We start from the raw sequence: 18,960 nt of genomic DNA on the forward strand, positions 1-18,960 counted from the left end.
TTCACACCAGGTTTGATCGGCGCAGCCGTGCCACGACCAGACCGAGGCCCGCCCAGGCGGCCACCACCGCGAGGTGGGACCAGGCGAAACCGGCGCCGGTCACGTCGGGACGGGTGGCGGTCAGCAACGCCTGCAGCAGATGGCGCAGCGGGAACACGTCGGCGACAGCGGTGAGGGCGCCCGGCAGCGGGCGGTCGCCGACGACGAAGATCTCCGAGACGAAGCAGAGCGGCAAGAGGATGCCGAGCGTGACGGCGACGAGGGAACGCGCGGCCGGCAGCAGGGCGGCCACGGCGAGACCCAGCGCCGAGAAGCACAGCGAGCCCAGGACCACCGCGACCACCACGGCCGGCAACCGCACGGGATCGACCCGCACGTCGAGGAAGCCGATGCCGACGACGGCGAGCACGGCGACACCCAGCACGCCGACGATCAGCGCGGCACACACCCGCCCGGCGACGTACCAGCGGAAGGGCAAAGGTGTGCCGAGCAGCCGCTTGAGCACCCCGGCGGAACGCGCGCCCACGACACCCTCCGGCATGTCCACGAAAGCGGTGACCGCGACCGTGTACGCGGCCAGACCGGCGAACAGGTACTGCGCCATCGTCAGGCCGTGCACCCGAACGTCACCGAACACCGTTGGGAACAGGGCGAGCAGCAGCGCCGGGAAGACGATCGCGAAGAACACCGACAGCACGTCACGGCGCAACCCGAGCAGGGCGTACGAGATCTGCCCGCGCAGCGACGACCGGCGCGCGCCTTCCTTCGGCGGGGACAGGTTCCGGCGTACGGGATCGGTTGTCGCCGCCGTGGCAGAGCCGGCCGCTGCTCGCTCTCGCGGCTCCCACCCGAAACGCATCCGCGCGAGCAGCACCCCGGCCACCGTCCACCCGAGCAGCACCGCAAGATGCCCCGGCGACAACCCGAGGCCGCCACCGGGTTCGAAGGTCTCGGCCAGCGCCCCGGCGAAGTGCTTGAGCGGCAACACCGAACCGGCCCACGCCAGGGGTCGCGGAAGGTCCGCGCCCACGATGAACACGTCGGAGATGAACGCCAACGAGATCAGCAGGCCCTGAGCCAGCGCCTGCGTGGCTGTCACCGTCCTGCTCCAGGCGGCCAGGGCCAAACCCAGAGCGGTGCAGCACGCGATACCCACCAGCAGGGTGACCAGCGCCGCCGGCACCTTGTTCCAGACCACCTGCACCCCGTACGCGAGAACGCCCACGACGGTCAGCACCAGCACCGTGAGCCCGGCGACGACGGCGGAAGCACCCACCCGGGCGGCCAGCACGATGTGCCGCGGAACGGGCGTGGCCCGCAACCGCAGCAACACCCCGCGTTCGCGAAGCACGGCGGTGTCCGTGGCCACGAGGACGAACGACGCCTGAGCCACACCGAACACGGCGAACGGCGCCACCAGGAACTGGACGATCGGCACACCGTCCTCCGTGGTCTGGCCGCCGATGATGGTCGAGACGATGACCAGGAAGGCGAGCGGGAACGCCAGCGTGAAGAACGCCGCCAGCGGATTGCGCAGGAACCCGCGTACGGCGTGCCCGGTCAACGCGGCCAGCCGGCTGCGCTCCTCACCGCGTACGGGATCAAGGGTCTCAACCGACATCGGCGGGCTCCTCGGTCAGCGCCAGGTAGGCGTCCTCGAGGGTCGGCGGCGCGACCGTGAAATCGGCCGGCGCCGTCCCGATGGCCGCCGCCCACTCGGTGAGCCGGCGAGCGTCCGGGAGCGGATCGTGGGTGACGACCCGTACGCGGTCCTCGCGGAACTGCGGTGGCACGCTCAGCGCCGGCAGACCGTCCGCGGAACACCCGGCCGGCAGCCCGAAGCTGATGACCGTGGGCAACCGGCTGCCGGCCCGCAGCTCGTCAGGGGTGCCCACGGTGAGCAGACGGCCGGCCTTGAGCACACCGACGCGGTCGGCGAGGCGCTGCGCCTCCTCCAAATAGTGGGTGGTCAGCAGGATCGTCGTGCCCAGTTCCCGCAGGCGGGCCACCAGATCCCAGGCATGGTGACGGGCGGCCGGGTCGAAACCGGTGGTCGGCTCGTCGAGGAACAGCAACTCCGGCGCGCCGGCCAGACCCAGCGCGAGGTCGAGGCGGCGACGCTGCCCGCCGGACAAGCCCTTCACCCTCGTGGCGCGCTTGTCGGCGAGACCGACCAGGTCGATCAACTCGTCCGGGTCGTGCCGGCGCGGGAACAGACCGCACTGCAAACGGACCAGCTCGCGGACAGTGAACTCCTCCTCGAAACCGGCGGACTGCAGAACCACCCCGATCCGCGCGCGATAGGCCGAGCCACCCGACGCCGGATCACAACCCAGCACCTGCACCTCGCCCGAGTCCCGCGACCGATAACCCTCGAGGATCTCCACAATGGTGGTCTTGCCGGCGCCGTTCGGCCCGAGAAGCGCAAAGATCTCGCCCTCACCGACCGTGAAACTCACCCGATCGACCGCCAGGACAGACCCGTACGCGCGGGTCAGCTCGGAAACCGCGATGGTGGCCATGACCTCAGCCTCGGGCCCGGGACCAGCATGGGCCAGAGCCGATGGTCCCGACCGGCCGGGCACCGAAGAACCCGCACGGACGCTGACCGTCGGGGCGCACGCCCCGCCCCGTACGGGCCCTTCGGCCCTGATCATGTGACGACGCCTGCGGTCATCCTGAGGAGGACATCAACGGGAGGGGACATCGTGGGCACGACCGCGGCCACCACGCCCATCGGCCTCACCGCCGTCGAAGCGGCGACCCGGCTCGAGCAGGACGGCCCGAACACGGTCGCCGCGCCCAAGCCGCGCCGGCTTCCGAGCCGGATCGGACGGCAGCTCGCCGATCCCCTGGTCGCCCTGTTGCTGGCTGCCGCGGTGGTGACGACGCTGCTCGGTGACCTGCCCGACACCGCGGTGATCATTCTGGTCGTCACCGTGAACACGGTGATCGGAGTCTTCCAGGAGGTTCGTGCGGACGCCGCCATCGCGGCACTGGACCGCATGGCCGCCCCGACCGCCCGAGTCGTGCGCGACGGCCAGGACCGCATCGTGCCGGCGGCCGAGCTGGTCCGCGGCGATCTCGTACGCCTCGAGGCCGGCGATGTCGTCCCTGCCGACCTGCTGCTCGACGAGGCGCAACGCGCTAGCTTCGACGAGTCGGCGCTGACCGGCGAGTCGGTGCCGGTGCATCACGAGGTCGGCGAGGAGGCGGCGTCCGGGACCGTGCTGACCACCGGGCGTGCGGCCGGATCAGTGCTACGGACCGGCCCGGACAGCTCGCTCGGCCGCATCACCGCCCTGGTCGCGCGCACCAAGCCGGCGCCAACCCCGCTGCAGCGACGCATCGCTGCTCTGGGCCGGACCCTCGGCCTCGCAGCCGTCGCCATCTCGGCAGTCGTGTTCGCGCTGGGCGTCCTGGCCGGCCAGCCGCTCGCCCGCATGGCCATCACCGCGGTCAGCCTGGTGGTGGCGGCCGTGCCGGAGAGCTTGCCCGCCGTGGTGACCCTGGCGCTGGCGCTCGGCGCCCGCCGCATGGCGAGAACCCAGGCGATTCCGCGGCGACTGCACGCTGTCGAGACCCTCGGGTCGGTCACCGTCGTCGCCTCCGACAAGACCGGCACCCTCACCGAAAACCGGATGTCGGTGCAACGAGCCGTCACTCCGGACGGCGCCGGCTACACGATCACCGGGACCGGATACGCACCCAGCGGCGCCGTCCGGCCCGAGGTGTCCGATGCGCTGCGGCTGCTCGCCCTCGCCGGCCTGCTCTGCAACGACGCCAACCTCGTCCCACCCAGCGAGGAACACACCGGCTGGAAGGCCGCCGGCGACCCCATGGAAGCCGCCCTGCTCGCCTTCGCCGCCCGCTGCGGCCTCGACGTCGCCGCCGAACGCGCCGCCGCTCCGCGCGTCGACGAGCACCCCTTCGACCAGGCCAGTCGTCGCATGACCACCGTGCACGAGCGCGCCGACGGGCAGTTCCTCGTCGTCGCCAAGGGCGCCCCGGAGAGCATCCTGGACCGGGACGCCGACGCGGCTCTGCTCGATGCGGCTGCCGGGCTGGCCGCCGACGGCCTCCGTGTGCTGGCCGTTTCCGCCGCCGTCACCGCGACGCGGCCCGATCCGGCGCAGTCGCCGACGCTGCCGGTGATCGGCCTGGTCGGCATCGGGGATCCGCTGCGACCCACGGCCCGTGACACCACCGCGGCGTTCGGGTCCTCCGGCGTACGGCTCCTGCTGATCACCGGCGACCACCCGGCCACCGCCGCCGCCATCGGCGGCAAGCTGGGCCTGCCGGAAGAGCACATCTACGCCCGCACACGGCCCGAGCAGAAGCTCGACATCATCGCGGACCTGCAGCAACGCGGAGAGGTGGTCGCGATGACCGGGGACGGGGTCAACGACGCCCCCGCTCTGCGCCGCGCCGACATCGGCGTGGCGATGGGCAGCGGCACCGAGGTGGCCCGGCAGGCGTCCGAGCTGGTGCTGGTCGACGACAACCTCGGCACCATGGCGGAAGCGATCGGCGAGGGCCGCCGCATCTACGACAACATCCGGCGGTTCCTGCGCTATGCCCTGTCCGGCGGCATCGCCGAGCTGCTGGTGATGCTGGCCGGTCCGTTGCTGGGCATGCCCGTGGCCCTGCTGCCCGGTCAGCTGCTCTGGATCAACCTGCTGACCCACGGGATCCCGGGCGTCGCTCTGGGCGCCGAGCCGGCCGAAGCCGGTGTGCTGCAGCGCAAACCGCGGTCGCCGCAGGAATCCGTGCTCGGCGACGGCTTGCTGGCCAGCGTGTTCGCCGGAGGGCTCTGCCTGGCCGCGGTGACGCTGGCCGCCGGAGTGCTCGCGGACCGGTGGGACCGCCCCTGGCAGTCGATCATGTTCGTCACGCTCGGCCTGGCACAGCTCGGCGTCGCCCTCGCCGTACGGGCGAAGGCCGCACCCGGCGTCCCCCGCAACCGCTCGCTGCTCGCCGCCGTCGCCACATCGGGGATCCTGCAGGTCGCAGGGGTGCTGCTACCACCGCTGCAGACGCTGCTCGGAACCGAGCCGCTCACCGCGGCGGAGTTGGCGGCCTGCGCGATCGTCGCCGTGATTCCCGGGGCGGCGCTGCGGATCATCCAGCGTTGACACCCGAGCCCCCTGTTCGTCAGGACCTATGGCCCTGACGACGCCATGGGCGCAGGACGATGCTTGGCAGTGAGCCCACCGGAAGCACCGGACGGGACGGCCGAGCGAACCAGGGCGGCCGACGAGCCGCGAGACCCACCGTCGCCAAGACGGAAGCCCCGGCCGCACCCGCCGAGCGCCTCCGATGGGCCTCCCGACCGAACTGGAGGAACGTCATGCGTGCTCAGATCGGCGACCGGCTCGTGCTCGAGGGAACTCACCTGGGCGACGCCCGCCGCGTCGGCATTGTCATCGCGGTGGCCCACGACGACGGCTCGCCACCGTACGAGGTCCGCTGGCTCGACACCGGCCGCGCCACCCTCATTTTCCCGGGTCCCGAGGCCCGCATCGAATCTCAGCCACCGGTAGCGGACGTGTCCGGGCCGGCGTGACGCACGTTCCCGATATCGGCAGGTGAGAGCGCATGAACGGATCGATCGCCGTCGGCATCGGTGGCGCCGGCAGCTGGCAGGCCTTCGCGTGGGCTGTCGACGAGGCTGAACGCTCCGGTGACCGGCTCGTGCTCCTGCACGTCTGCGTCCCGGGCTCGCCGCTGGCCGCCAGGTCCGGTGAGCCGGCTCCGGCCGAGGTGGAGATCTTCGATCCCGGGCTGGCTCGCGCCCTCACCAGCGCCCGGGCCCGGCTCGGCGCCCGCAGGGCGATCCTGCACATTCGCGTCGGTACGGCGTCGGCCGCGCTGATCAGCGCTTCGGCCGGTGTCCGGCTGCTCGTGATCGGCGAGGGCGAGGGCGGCCACACCGTACGGCGGGTGCTGCGTCACTCCTGTTGCCCGGTGGTTGTCGCCCGCGCCGGCGACCCTTCCGCTGACGAAGTGCTGGCCGGCATCGACGGCAGCGACGCCGGCGAGATGGCTCTCGAGTTCGCCTACGCGTACGCCGACCAGCATCATCTGCCGCTGGGTACCGTCCATGTCGGCCGGCCGGGTGGCGCATCCGGCCACAGCCGCTACGTGGAATCGGTCTCCGACGGTCTCATCGGCGCCGGACGCAAGGCCCGGTTGCTGGTCCTCGGCGACAAGCGCCGCGGCGTGGTGGGACGTCTCCGGACCGGCGACGTGCCTCTGACCGTCGCCCTGGACGCCTCCTGCCCGGTAGCACTGGTGCCGGTCGACCAGACGGAGACAACTCAACTGTGACCTGATGCTGAGGAGAGGCCGGGTGGTCACTGATGCCGACCGAACTGGTTCCGCTCGCCGGCAACACCCGCGCCCGCTCGCTGAGTCGCATGCTCGCACCCCGATCAGTGGCGGTGACGGGCACCCTGCAGCAGCACGGTCACACGGGTCATGAGGTGCTTCGAGCTCTGCGTGACTACCGGTTTCGTGGACGTCTCTATCCGGTGCACGAATCGGGCCGGCCGGTCTGCGGCATCCCCGGCTACCGCACGATTGCGGACCTGCCCGCGGCTCCCGATCTGATCGTCGTGGCCGCGGACGGTTACCAGGCAGTCGAGGCAGTGCGTGCGGCCGGTCGCCGTGGCATCGCCGGCGCCGTGGTGCTGGGCGTGGCGAGCGCACGTGAAGGTTACGAGCTGCAGCAGGTCGCCCGGCATCACTCTGTCAGGTTGTTCGGACCGGGCAGCTTCGGGGTGCTCAACACCGATCCGCGTGTGCGGCTCAACGCAACCCTGTCCCGCACACGCCCGCCCCGCGGGGGCTTGGCGCTCGCTTCCCAATCAGGTGCCGTCGGAGCAGCCCTGCTCGATCATGTCACCCGCAACGGTTGCGGTGTCTCCGGGTTCGTGTCCACCGGCGACCGCCAGGAACTCGACATCGACGGTTTGATCACCTTCTGGCGGGACGACGCACGCACCCGCGCTCTCGCCCTCGTTCCCGACACCCTCGACGACCCGCGCCGGCTGGCGGATCAGGCGCGGTCGTTCTCCAGGCGCAAGCCGATACTGCAGGTCGTCGGTGGCGGCCCGGAGGCGATCGTCGCGGGCTCGCTGCTCGCCGACGCGGGCGTCATCTGCACGAGCAGTCCGGACGAAATGACCGACGCGGCCCGGGTGCTGGTGAGCCAGCCATTGCCGACCGGCAACCGCCTGGCCATCGTCGGCAACGCAGGCGGCCTCACCGCGATGGCCGCGCGCACGGCGAACGCGTACGGCTTCAGCACGCCGGGCGGTGCGGGCGAGCGCCCGACGGACACCACCGCCGGGAGCATCGCGGCCGATCTGGCGGCAGCCGTCGAAAGTGTCGCAGAAACCCGGCAGGCCGACCTCATCCTCGCGCTGGTGGTCGGCACTCGAGCGAACTGCCCCACCGCGATCATGACCGCGCTCGCCGGGGCTCTGGACCGTGTTCCCGGCCTGACCGCCGCCGTGGTGCTGGCCGGAACCTCCGATGACATCCACCGTGTCGGCATCAGCGACACGCCGGTCTACCGGCAACCGGACCGGGCGATCCGAGCCTTGGCTCACGCCCGCCGTTACGCCATGTGGCGCCGAAGACAGGCACATGACGAGGGAAGACGAGTCCGGGCCGAACGGCCCTGACGCGGTTCACCGGCCGGGTGGACGCTGAGCCGGAGAACTGATTCGACGAGGTGATCGACCTGCGTCGCTCACGAGACAGGCGACGGACACCAAGGAACGGAGGAGGCCGCCGTGAGAACAGATCCTCTGGCCCAAGCCGCGGTCTTCTCGGGCCAGGCGCCGTCTCTGCACAACAGCCAGCCCTGGCACTGGATTCACGCTGGGGAGACCCTCGACCTGCGCCTGGAGCCACGACGGGTCCTGCCGATCACCGACCCGGACGCCCGGCTCGCCATCCTCAGTTGTGGCGCCGCGCTGCATCACGCGGGGCTGTCGCTGGGAGCGTCCGGCTACCGCTTCGAGGTCACCCGGATGCCGGACGACAAGGACCCGGACCTGCTGGCGCGCATCGTCCTGGGTGCGAAGGCGCCGGCCGACCACGACGCCACCCGGCTGGAGCGGCAGGTGTCGCACCGGCGCACGGACCGGCGCAACCCGCCGAGCTCGCCCCTCGACCTTCATCGGGTGCGCACCATCCAGCAGGCAGTGGTCGGGGAGGGCGCGGACCTGGCCTTACTGCTCCCGCCGCAGGTCTTTGCCCTGGCTGAGGCAGCGGAAGCGGCCCATGCCGTGCAGGCGGACGATCCCGGCTGGCAGGTGGAGGTCGCCGACTGGGTGGGCACCCCGCGCCGCGACGGAACCGGCATCCCCGCCTCCGCCCTGCCCGACGACCGGTGCCTGCTGACCGCACCGGCACGAGCGCTACGACGGGCCGGCGCCGACCTCATCGCAGCGACACATCACCATGCCGCTGTCTTCACCGTGCTCGCCAGCGCCACCGACGACCCGGCCGGATGGCTGCTCGCCGGCGAGGGGCTGTCGGCCGGCTGGCTCACCGCCACCGCCTTGAACGTGGCCGTGCTCCCGCTCAGCATCGTCACCGAGGTGGCCCGCAGCCGGGACGCGATCCGGCAACTGCTCGGCTGGGACGGCTTTCCGCAGCTGGTGCTCCGGCTGGCCACCGCGTCCAGCCAACCTCCACCGCCGACACCTCGCCTGCGGACCAGCGACTTCATCACGTACGCCGCCCCGAACGTCCCGCCGCCCGGCGACTTCCGCCCCTGTCCCTGACGGCGCGGCAGGGCTCTGCTGGGGAGAAACGGCCCTTTCTGGGAGGGGACAATGAACCGCTATCCGCTGCGGGTCGAGGCCCGCCGTGACCCGGCGCTGAGCCGCTGGTTGTGGCTCGTCAAATGGCTGCTTCTCATCCCGCACTACATCGTCCTGGCGGTGCTGTGGACCGGCGCGGTGGTGCTCACTCTGGTGGCCTACCTGGCCGTACTGTTCACCGGCCGCTACCCGGCGCCGATACGCGCCTACAACCTCGGCGTGCTGCGCTGGAGCTGGCGCGTCGGCTACTACGGCTACCAAGCCCTCGGCACCGACACGTACCCGCCCTTCACGTTCGCCGACGACCCGGACCACCCGGCGCGGCTGCACCTCGAACCGGAGGAATCACCGCCGCGTTGGCTCCCCCTGGTCGCCTGGCTGTTCGCGATCCCGCACCTGCTCATCCTGGGAGCCCTGACGGTCGCCGGCACTCGCGACAACGACACCCGGATCAGCGTCCTCGGCGCAGTGGTGCTCGTCGGTGGCCTGGCCCTGCTGTTCACCGGTCGTTTCCCCCTCGGGCTGCACGACCTGCTCGTCGGCATCGCCCGGTGGAACCTGCGGGTCGTCGCCTACCTGATGCTGCTCACCCACCGCTACCCACCGTTCCGCCTGGACCAGGGCTCGGTGGAGGAGCCCGACCCCACGACGCCACCCAGCGCCCCGCACCAGCGGGCCAGTTCGACCGCCGGGTCCGTCGTCGCGCTGGTCGCCGGCGTGCTCCTGCTCGCCCCTGCCGCCGGGCTCGGCATCGGGGGTGGGGCGCTGCTGGGCCTCGACTCGGCACGCGACCGCAACGGCTACGTGACCTCGCCGACCCTGCAACTGAGCACGGCCACTGCCGCCGTCACCGCGGAGAATCTCCGGATCACCGACACCGCGTTCTGGACGCGCACCGCTGCCGATGTCGGCGGGCTGCGCGTGACCGCGGCCTCCCCGACTGGTGACGCGTTGTTCATCGGTATCGCACGCGAGGAGTCGGTCGACGCGTGGCTCGCCGGCACCGCACACGACCAGCTGATCGGGTTCGATTCCGGAGCGGGACGCTACGACCGCGCCCCGGGCGCCATCAGCGTGGTCGCCGATCCGGCCGCGCAGCCGTTCTGGCTGGCCACCGGCACGGGTTCGGGCGCCACCTTGAACTGGAACGTGGTTGACGGCGACTACGCCGTCGTCGTGGCCAACCTCGACGGCACGCCCGGCGTGGCCGCCGACGTGGAAGGCGCCGTCCAGATCCCCGACCTGACCGGCCTGGGCGCGGGGCTGCTGACCACGGGCATCGTGCTCGGCCTGGTCGCGATCGGCCTGATCGTGCTCGGCGGCGTCGGCATCGGACGCCGGCACAGCCCACCACCACCGGCCGCCGGCCCGACCGGCCCGGCGCCGCAGCAAACTCCTCCGGTTCCCGTGAGGACGTGAAGGAACGGTACGAAGCGGGGTGCCGTCGCCGGACCGGCGATGGCACCCCGCGCACCGGTCTGCCGGCGGAAGATCCCGTGACGTCCGGCCCTGTTGCCGGCCCGGCGGTCGCATCACCGTGATGGTGAGGCTGACAACAGGAGGCAACAATGACTCGCACCTGGCACAACCTGAACAACCGGACGCGTACGACCCTGACGGTGCTGGCCATGGCCGAGCTGACGTGTACCGCCATAGCCGCCATCGACCTGGCGCGGCGCTCGCCGTCGCAGGTGCGTGGCGCCAAGGCTGCCTGGTGGCCGGTTCTCTTCGTCCAGCCGATCGGGGCGCCCGCCTATCTCCTCTGGGGTCGTCGGCCCTGACGAGTCTGTTCTTCCGGGCGCCGGCTCTCCGATCGCGCATCAGCAGCCTTCGGCCCGGGTTGTGCCCCGCGTGTCCTCGGTGGCGCCTCGGACGGCCCTGGGCATACGGGCCGTACCCCTCGCCTGGTAGGGAACCCTGCCGACCGCAGGCGCCGGTGACGGTTCTCCGGCCCGCGAGCCGGTGGGAATGCTGGTGCTCGGCCAAAGCCGAGGGGGCCTCCGCGCCGCCAGATCCTCGGCCCAGCCGAATGCCGGCACCGCCACCGACGTCAACGCGAGGGTCAGGACCAGCGCGACGACAGCGCCGAGCCGGTCGTCCAGATCGTCGAGAGCCAGCACGGCCAGCAGGGGCCACACCGCGGCAATGGCGATGTTGTGCCACAGATAGATGGTGACCGCCCGGCCGTTGATCAAGGTAACGGCCTTGTCCAGCGGCCCGGTCCTGGCAAGCCAGCCCATCGGCGGCTGCCACCGCAGCACGATCAGCACGAACCCCAGCGACCACAGCGCCTGTGCCTCCGAGATGTCGTTGAGGTCCCAGCTGCCGGCCTGGCCCGCCCACCACAGCGCCGCCGCGGCCAGAAGGAACGCGACCGGATAGGCCAGCCACGGCCGCACCCGGGCAAGCCGCCCCTCGTGATGGGCGAAGCCGGCGATCCAGCACCCCCCGTACGTGGCGAAGTCCCACAGGGCGGCGTCGGCCGTGCTGGGCAGCGTGAAACCGGTGACCTCCAGCACGGCCATGACCATCAAGGGCAAAGCCAGCAACACCAGCCCGACCCTGCGCCACAGCGCGAAGAGCAACGGGGAGAGCAGGACGAACCAGAGGTACGCGCGCAGGTACCAGAGCGGTTCCCAGACGGCGACGCCGCGGTCGCTGCCCGGCGGGTCGCCGATCGGAACGAGCCAGTAGACAAGTGTGAAGGCGTTGAACGGGTGCTCGCCATCGCTTTCCGTGGCCCAGCCGGCGACCAGCATGACCGGCACCGCGAGCAGACCGAGCAGCCACAGCGGCGGCAGCAAACGCCGCAACCTCGAGGTGACCACCTTGCGAGCCGGCCGTTTGGACAGCGAAGCGGCGGTCAGCGAACCGGCCAGGGCGAACATGATGCCCATCGCGGGAAGCAGGATGGACAGCCAGGGCCAGCCGTACAGGTGATAAACGATCACACGCACGATCGCGGCAGCGCGCAGCAGGTCGAGATAGCGGTTGCGCACCGTCCGCACCTCTTTTCGTCAGCCGGCCAACACCCGGGCCCGTACTCCTTCCTTTGCTCCACAGGTACTCCCCAGCCCGGGGGCCTGGCAGGGCCGAAGGGCACTGCAGGAGCGCGGGCGTTCGGCACCACATGCCCGGCGGCCGATGTCCGGCCGAGCGACAGATCCCGGCAAGGCACGAGCTCCGGGACGTTCGACTCTGTGGTGGGGGCCGTCCCGGGTGCACGCTTCGGAGAAGGGGCGTCGAGAGCCGGATGCCCGGCATCCGCCCGGCTCCACAACGTCCGGAGGGCGGCGATGACGCTTACCTGGCACAAGTCCGGACCTCTGCGAAGGCCTGGCCGCCGCGGCTTGGGGCAGCCGCGGGCGAGGAGGCTTCCGTGAGCCGGGCCCGGGTGTACGCGGTCGAACCGTGGCAACTGCGCGAGACCCGTCTCGATCAGCGGCTGCTGGCCCGGTCGGAGTCTCTCTTCGCGCTCTCCAACGGGCACCTCGGGCTGCGTGGCAACCTCGACGAGGCCGACCCGCACGCTCTGCCCGGGACCTATCTGAACTCCTTCTACGAGCTGCGGCCGCTGCCGTACGCCGAAGGCGGCTACGGATATCCGGAGTCCGGCCAGACCATCGTCAACGTCACCGACGGCAAGGTGATACGGCTGCTGGTCGACGACGAGCCGTTCGACGTCCGGGACGGCCGGCTGCTCCACCACGAGCGCGTGCTCGATCTGCGCGACGGGGTGCTGCGCCGCGAGGTCGTCTGGCGTTGTGCTGCCGGTCCCACCGTACGGATCCGCTCGACCCGCCTGGTGTCACTGACCCACCGGTCGACCGCCGCGATCGAGTACGAGGTCGAGCCGGTCGACGTACCCGTGCGGGTGATCGTCCAATCCGAACTGGTCGCCAACGAAAGCCTGCCGGGCCCGATGCGGGACCCGCGGGTCTCGGCCGTGCTGCGGGCGCCGCTCGTGGCCGAGGGCCACCACGCCGACGGGCCCCAGGCGCTGCTGATGCACGGGACCAGGGAGAGCGGTCTGCACCTGGCGGCCGGCATGGACCACGTCGTGGAAGGCCCCTCCGGCCTGCGGTGCGACAGCGTGGCGTACGACGACCTGGCCCGCACCACGGTGGTCTGCCGTCTGTCGCCCGGGCAGCGACTGCGGTTGGTGAAACTGCTGGCGTACAGCCGGTCGGAGCACCGGTCGCGCTCCACGCTGCGCGACCAGGTCGTCGCCGCTCTCGATGGCGCCCGTTTCGAGGAGTGGGAGGGTCTGCTCACCGCTCAGCGAGCCCGGCTCGACACGTTCTGGGACCGCGCCGACGTGCAGGTGGACGGGGACGCCGAAGTGCAGCAGGCGGTCCGTCTCGCCCTGTTCCACGTCCTGCAGGCCGGCGCCCAGGTGCGGGGCCGGCCCATCGCGGCCAAGGGTCTGACCGGGCCGGGCTATGACGGTCAGGTCTTCTGGGACACCGAGCGCTTCGTCCTTCCCGTACTGTCCTACCTCCAGCCGGAGGCCGCGGCCGAAGCGCTGCGCTGGCGCCGTTCGACCCTGGACCTGGCCCGCGAACGAGCGGCTACCCTCGGCTGGGCCGGCGCGGCCTTCCCGTGGCGGACCATTCGTGGTCAGGAGTGTTCCGGTTACTGGCCGGCGGGCACGGCGGCGGTCCACGTCGGGGCCGACATCGCCGACGCTGTCGTCCGTCACGTCAACGCGACCGGTGACGCTGCCTTCGAACGGGACGCCGGCGTGGATCTGCTGGTCGAGACGGCCCGGATGTGGGCTTCCTTCGGCCACCACGACCGCCGGGGCGACTTCCATCTCGACGGCGTGACCGGTCCGGACGAGTACACGGCGGTCGCCGACGACAACATTTACACCAACCTGATGGCCCAGCGGAATCTCACCGCGGCGGCCGACGTGGTGGAGCGCCACCCGGATCGCGCCGCCGCGCTCGACGTACGGTCCGAGGAGATCGCCGCCTGGCGAGCCGCGGCGGCGGCGATGTCCGTCCCGTACGACGAGGAGCTCGGCGTGCATCCCCAGGTTCGCGGCTTCACCCTGCGCAAGGAGTGGGACTTCGCCGCCACCCGGCCCGACGAGTACCCGTTGATGTTGCACTTTCCGTACCTGGACCTCTACCGCAGCCAGGTTGTCAAACAGGCCGACCTCGTGCTCGCCATGCACTGGTGCGGCGACGCGTTCACCCCGGAGGACAAGGCTCGTAATTTCGCCTATTACGAACAGCGCACCGTACGGGATTCCTCCTTGTCGGCATGCGCTCAGGCGGTGCTGGCCGCCGAGACCGGCCATCTCGGCCTCGCCCACGACTACATCGGGGAGGTGGCGCTCATGGACCTCCACGACCTGCATCGCAACACCCGCGACGGTCTGCACATCGCGTCGCTGGCCGGGGTCTGGCTCTCGCTGGTCGCGGGACTGGGTGGCCTGCGGGACCACGACGGCGTGCTGTCGTTCGCCCCGCGTCTGCCCGAGGGCCTTGATCGGCTGGCTTTCGCCCTGTTGTGGCACGGTCTCCGGGTGGGCGTGGAGATCCGCCCGCACGAGGCTGTGTACTCCCTGCGTGCCGGCGACGACGGCGACGCTGAGCTGGAACTCCGGCATCACAACGAACCACTGCTGCTGACCACGAACGCCCCGGTGACCCGGCCCATACCCGCCGCGGGCCCGCTCACGCCCGAGCCGGTCCAACCGGCCGGTCGCGAGCCCATCCGTCGTCGCGCCGAGCCGCACAGCCCGCCCGAACCTCGAAGGAGGTGAGTGTCGATGTCCCATCGGACAGGAGAAACGCTGGACAACCGATACCAGTTGGGCCATCGGATCGCCTCCGGCGGCATGGGCGAGGTGTGGCAGGGAGCCGACCTGCGGCTGAACCGGACCGTCGCGGTCAAGACCCTGCGCGACGATCGGGCCGGCCGCGGACGTGTACGCGCTCGGTGCGGTGGCCTATCACTGTCTGGCCGGGCAGCCCCCGTTCCTGGCGGAGGACCCGTTGACGATCGCCTTCCAGCACCTTCGGGAACAACCGCCACCGCTGCCCGCCGACGTGCCGGCGGCGGCCCGCGCCGTTGTGATGACCGCCTTGGCCAAGGCGCCCGCGGACCGCTTCCCCACCGCCGCCGCGATGGCCGACGCGGCGGAGCGGGTCGCTGCCGTGAAGCCGGCGACCTCCGCGTCCCTCACCAGGCCATGACCGTGGTTCAGAAGGTCCGGCTGGCGTAGTAGCAGTTGTCGTAGCGTGCACCGCTCGCCAGCTTCCACGATCCGGAGTACGGTCGCGGACCACCGCTTGCGGACGTCTGGACGACGACCTGATAGCTGCCGGGCTTGAGCCGCACGGTCCTGGCGGGCACACCGGTACCGCCGCACGTCGTACCGAAGTATCGATTCAGCAGGGATGTCGCAGTGCGGACCTGGCAGGTCTTGCAGGCCGGGACGGTGAGCCGGTCGGCGACCGGTCCGCTGTAGAGGATCTCCAGGGCGTACGGCGAGTCGTTGACCACCTGGACGATGGCGGTGCCGGTGGGGCCGTTGCCGGTGCGTTCCAGCGGGGCGATGTCCCCGGTTGCGCCGGACCGGACCTTGGCCACCTCGGCGGCGATCCGCTTCTGGCGGGCCTGCGCCACCCGGGGATCCCGCGGATAGTCGGAGATGAACGCGTTCAGACTCGTGATGGCCGAGTCGTAGTCGCCGCCGGCGATCTCTTTCAGCGCGCAGTTGTACAGCGCGTCGGGGCGAGCGGCGCGGGCCCGGGCGGCACCTGCCTTCGCCTCCGGCAGTGACACCGTGCTGAGGTAGTACAGCTCCGCGAGTGCGGGGCACGGCTGGTTTTTTGCTTTGGCGATCACCAAGGCGTAGACGCTGTCCAGTTCGGGCGGGACCGCGGCAGCCTGGGCGGTGCCGGGGTGGTCGGTCATGACCTCCTGGAAGTCGGCGACGGCTTTGCGTCGCAGTTCCGCCGCTTGGACTCCGTCCGCCTGATCGGTCGCCCGCTTGTTGTAGGCCTTCCCACGTTGCAGGTACGCCTCCGCGCGACCGGTTCGAGCCCGTGCGACCAGCAACCCGTTCGGATATCTGTCCAGCTGCGCATCGAACCCCTCGGGATCTGATGAGGACTCGGCAGCCAGCAGGTCCTGGCATTCACGCTGGTCCGCACGAGCGTCCGCGGTGACGGAGGTGAGGGTGAGTTCGTAGCGGGACTGGACGCTCGCGTACCGGTCCAGCGCCGCCGGACAATCGCCCGCCGCGTGGGCGGCGCGCGCGTCGGCCAGGGCCGATCGGCCGGCCGCCTGGTAGCCGATGGCCCCGGCGAGGATCAGCAGCACCAGCGTCGCTGCGGCCACCAAGGGCCGGCGTGGCAGCGGGCCGTGGACGGCCACGGCGTGCGGCGGCCGTGCCAGCCGCCACGCGTCGAAGGTCGTGGTCCCGACGCCCAGCACAGCGACCGTGATCCAGAAGCCGGGACTCTGCGAGGCGCTGTGCGTGGCCGCGAACCAGAGCACAAGGGCGGTCGCCACCAGCGCCACCAAGGCCCTCTTCCACCGGCCCAGGTAGAAGTAGCCCGCGGCAACCCCGCTCGCGTTCAGTAGCGCCGCGATGCGGGGATCGCGGCCGCGAACGGAGAGGTCGACCATCGGGCGTCGCGGAGCGGAGACCGCCGCCGCCAGCGGGTGGCCGTTCTCGTGCGCCAGCCGCTGCCACGCGAGCGTCTGTTCGCCGTCTCCCCGGCGCTGCGCGGCGGCCGCCTGCCGGATCGCGGCCTCACCGAGCGCCTCCCGGCGTGCTGCGTCTGCCTCGGCTCCCGGGTCGGGTGCGGCCAGCAGCTCAGCGAGCCGCGGCGGAACGGGATGTCCGGCGAGCAGCACCGGGTAGATCAGGTCGATCCAGTCCAGGGTGGATCGAGTACGGTCGGCCGGACCACGGCCGGGCCGGCTCAGGCGGTCCCGGGTCGCGATCAAGATCTCGTCGAGTACGCCGAGGTCCGCTCTGCGCCGGGCGAACGCGATGACCTGCACGACAAGCGCGCCGTCGGTGCTGGTGCCGGCCTCGCCCCGCTCGATCGCCATGATCGTCTGATGGGCGATCGTGGCAGCCAGCGAGAGCAGCCGTGGTCCTTCACTCGGCGATGACACAGAGGTACTCCTACTCCCCCGCAGATGGTCCCTGCCGACAGCCTGATTGATCCACGCGCATGCGTCCATGCCACACCGGTGCGGCGTGGACGGCATTCGGGCTACCTGGCATCCTGCGGGCGGGTCAAGCTACCGGATGACCGCGATTGTGGCGTGGACGTGATGCAGCACGTACCGCGTGACCGAGCCGAGTCCCGGCAGGGAGAAGCCGCCCTTGCCGCGCGTGCCGAGAACCACCATGCGTGACCGTGCGGCGGCTTCGGCGATCACCCGGTACGGATGGCCGACGATCGCTTCGACCGTGAGCTCGACGGTGGGGTACTTCCGGTGCCAGGCGGACACCTGCTCGCGCACGGCGGCCAGCTCGGCCGTCGAGATCTCCTCCCGGTCGATGTCCGGCGCGCCGATCCACGGATCCGGCGGTGGCATCCACGCCCGCACCACCCGCAACGGCGCCCCCGACGCGGCGGCCTGCTCGAAGGCGAACTCCGCGACGCGATCGGCCTGCACGGAGCTGTCCAGGGCCACCACGATCGGCGCGTCGGCCGATTCGCCGACCGCTTCACGGACCACCACCACACTGCACAGCGCGTGCGCAGCCAGGGCCCCGGGCACCGACCCGAGCCAGAAGTCACCAAGCAGGCCGTGGCTGCGCCCACCGACGACCAGCAGGCTCGCGGAGTCCGAAAGGTCACGCAGGACGGACGTGGGCGATCCGTGCCCGATGACCGTGTGCGCCGTGACTGCCGGAAACTCGGCGCGTACCCGCGCGAGCGCCTCGGCGAGCATGGCCTCCAGCTCCTTCTCCGCGGTCAGGTCGGGCCACACCGGAGTGCCGGGGATCATCGTGGCCGCCGGCAGGTAGTCCGGCCACCGCCACACGAAGACCATGTCCACTTCCGCCCCGGTCCGCGCGGCCTCACGAAATCCCCACCGCAATGCACGCTGCGCGTCCTGTGACCCGTCGTACCCGATGACAATCCTCGCCCCGCTCATGGCTCACACCTCCAGATCTGCTCCCTCGGATCTGAGCCTGCGTCTGCGGGGACGGCCGGACCAGCGCCGGGCGGCCCGCACGCAGGGGCCGTTGTTCCCTGGCGCGGCCGGGCCGGGGGGAAGTATCCAGAGGACGTACGATCCGTCGGCCATAAGGGGTCTGCCATGGACACGACCGAGCCGCTGCTGAGCCTGCGCGGCGTCTGCAAGAGCTTCGGGCCGGTCCAGGCGCTGACCGGCGTCGACCTCGATGTTCCGGCCGGGCACGTGACAGCGTTGTGCGGTGACAACGGCGCCGGCAAGTCGGTTCTCATCAAGTGCATTGCGGGCATCCACGAGCCGGACAGCGGCCGAATCCTCTGGGAGGGCCACGAGACACACATCCGCAGCCCTCGTGACGCCTCCGCTCTCGGCATCGAGACCGTTTACCAGGATCTGGCTCTGGCCGACAACCTCGACGTCGTGCAGAACATGTTCCTCGGCCGGGAACGGCTGCGTCACTGGCTGCTCGACGAGGACGCGATGGAACAGGCCGCTGTGAACACGCTGCGGGAACTGGGCGTGACGACCATCAACTCGGTCCGGCAACATGTCGCGTCGTTGTCCGGTGGCCAGCGGCAGTCGGTGGCCGTGGCCAAGGCCGTCATGTGGCACAACCGGCTGGTCGTCATGGACGAGCCGACCGCCGCCCTCGGTGTGACCCAGACCGGCATGGTCCTCGACCTCATCCGGTCCCTGCGAGCGCACGGGATCGCCGTACTGATGATCTCGCACAACCTGAACGAGGTCTTCGCGGTCGCCGACCGCATCGCGATCCTGCACCTCGGGCGGATGGTGGCCGAGGCGCCGCTCACCGGCCTCGACCGGCGCGGCGTCGTCGAATACATGACCAGCGGACGTGCCGGCGCGGGGGCGCCCCTCTGACGGCACCGTGCCCGATCGGGACCGGCCTCCCCTGTCGCCGGCTCCAGAACCG

15 protein-coding genes are annotated in these 18,960 nt (G+C 71.2%); 10 read left to right on the plus strand and 5 right to left on the minus strand.

The window, feature by feature from the left end:
• Position 1 precedes the first annotated feature (1 nt).
• Complete coding sequence (locus tag C8E87_RS01635; RefSeq protein ID WP_133871425.1) at positions 2 to 1,621, minus strand: ABC transporter permease; 1,620 nt, start codon at positions 1,619 to 1,621, stop codon at positions 2 to 4.
• A complete protein-coding gene (locus tag C8E87_RS01640; RefSeq protein WP_133871426.1) occupies positions 1,611 to 2,522 on the minus strand; it encodes an ABC transporter ATP-binding protein in 912 nt (303 codons plus the stop codon). Before C8E87_RS01640 ends, C8E87_RS01635 begins: the two co-directional genes overlap by 11 nt.
• A 186-nt stretch (positions 2,523 to 2,708) precedes the next feature.
• Here C8E87_RS01640 and C8E87_RS01645 point away from each other — a divergent pair, with 186 nt between their 5' ends.
• The 7 genes from C8E87_RS01645 to C8E87_RS01675 all read left to right on the plus strand — a co-directional run bounded on the left by C8E87_RS01645 (position 2,709) and on the right by C8E87_RS01675 (position 10,621).
• Positions 2,709 to 5,135: a cation-translocating P-type ATPase gene (locus C8E87_RS01645; RefSeq protein ID WP_239080624.1), complete on the plus strand. Its 2,427-nt coding sequence runs from the start codon at positions 2,709 to 2,711 to the stop codon at positions 5,133 to 5,135.
• A 215-nt stretch (positions 5,136 to 5,350) separates the two neighbouring features.
• Positions 5,351 to 5,566, plus strand: a complete 216-nt coding sequence (locus C8E87_RS01650; RefSeq protein ID WP_133871428.1) for a DUF1918 domain-containing protein — start codon at positions 5,351 to 5,353, stop codon at positions 5,564 to 5,566.
• Between the two features lie 32 nt (positions 5,567 to 5,598).
• Positions 5,599 to 6,330, plus strand: coding sequence for a universal stress protein (locus C8E87_RS01655; protein WP_133871429.1), 732 nt, complete (start codon positions 5,599 to 5,601; stop codon positions 6,328 to 6,330).
• A gap of 32 nt (positions 6,331 to 6,362) precedes the next feature.
• The gene (locus C8E87_RS01660; RefSeq protein ID WP_133871430.1) at positions 6,363 to 7,691 is read left to right on the plus strand and encodes a CoA-binding protein; all 1,329 of its coding nucleotides are present in this window, start codon (positions 6,363 to 6,365) and stop codon (positions 7,689 to 7,691) included.
• Positions 7,692 to 7,802: 111 nt separating this feature from the next.
• The gene (locus C8E87_RS01665; RefSeq protein WP_133871431.1) at positions 7,803 to 8,801 is read left to right on the plus strand and encodes an Acg family FMN-binding oxidoreductase; all 999 of its coding nucleotides are present in this window, start codon (positions 7,803 to 7,805) and stop codon (positions 8,799 to 8,801) included.
• A gap of 51 nt (positions 8,802 to 8,852) precedes the next feature.
• Positions 8,853 to 10,259: a DUF4389 domain-containing protein gene (locus C8E87_RS01670; protein ID WP_133871432.1), complete on the plus strand. Its 1,407-nt coding sequence runs from the start codon at positions 8,853 to 8,855 to the stop codon at positions 10,257 to 10,259.
• A gap of 149 nt (positions 10,260 to 10,408) precedes the next feature.
• Positions 10,409 to 10,621 carry a PLD nuclease N-terminal domain-containing protein gene (locus tag C8E87_RS01675; protein WP_166661029.1) on the plus strand — a complete coding sequence of 71 codons (213 nt, stop codon included), beginning with the start codon at positions 10,409 to 10,411 and terminating at the stop codon, positions 10,619 to 10,621.
• A gap of 39 nt (positions 10,622 to 10,660) precedes the next feature.
• Here the strand turns inward: C8E87_RS01675 and C8E87_RS01680 are convergent, their stop codons facing one another.
• Entirely contained in the window at positions 10,661 to 11,839 is a 1,179-nt protein-coding gene (locus C8E87_RS01680; protein ID WP_133871433.1) for an acyltransferase family protein, read from the minus strand.
• A 380-nt stretch (positions 11,840 to 12,219) separates the two neighbouring features.
• Between C8E87_RS01680 and C8E87_RS01685 the strand changes: the two genes are divergently transcribed.
• Together C8E87_RS01685 and C8E87_RS01690 are read left to right on the plus strand one after the other, a co-directional pair.
• Positions 12,220 to 14,616: a glycoside hydrolase family 65 protein gene (locus C8E87_RS01685; RefSeq protein WP_133871434.1), complete on the plus strand. Its 2,397-nt coding sequence runs from the start codon at positions 12,220 to 12,222 to the stop codon at positions 14,614 to 14,616.
• A 181-nt stretch (positions 14,617 to 14,797) separates the two neighbouring features.
• Positions 14,798 to 15,049 carry a hypothetical protein gene (locus C8E87_RS01690; RefSeq protein ID WP_203720947.1) on the plus strand — a complete coding sequence of 84 codons (252 nt, stop codon included), beginning with the start codon at positions 14,798 to 14,800 and terminating at the stop codon, positions 15,047 to 15,049.
• A gap of 7 nt (positions 15,050 to 15,056) precedes the next feature.
• On the opposite strand, the gene C8E87_RS01695 is transcribed toward C8E87_RS01690, so the two are convergent.
• Both C8E87_RS01695 and C8E87_RS01700 read right to left on the minus strand, forming a co-directional pair.
• A complete protein-coding gene (locus C8E87_RS01695) occupies positions 15,057 to 16,988 on the minus strand; it encodes a tol-pal system YbgF family protein (RefSeq protein ID WP_133871435.1) in 1,932 nt (643 codons plus the stop codon).
• Between the two features lie 129 nt (positions 16,989 to 17,117).
• A complete protein-coding gene (locus C8E87_RS01700) occupies positions 17,118 to 17,984 on the minus strand; it encodes a universal stress protein (protein WP_133871436.1) in 867 nt (288 codons plus the stop codon).
• 165 nt (positions 17,985 to 18,149) lie between these two features.
• Here C8E87_RS01700 and C8E87_RS01705 point away from each other — a divergent pair, with 165 nt between their 5' ends.
• A complete protein-coding gene (locus tag C8E87_RS01705; RefSeq protein ID WP_133871437.1) occupies positions 18,150 to 18,908 on the plus strand; it encodes an ATP-binding cassette domain-containing protein in 759 nt (252 codons plus the stop codon).
• Positions 18,909 to 18,960 lie beyond the last annotated feature (52 nt).

This window comes from Paractinoplanes brasiliensis, assembly GCF_004362215.1.
GTDB lineage: Bacteria > Actinomycetota > Actinomycetes > Mycobacteriales > Micromonosporaceae > Actinoplanes > Actinoplanes brasiliensis.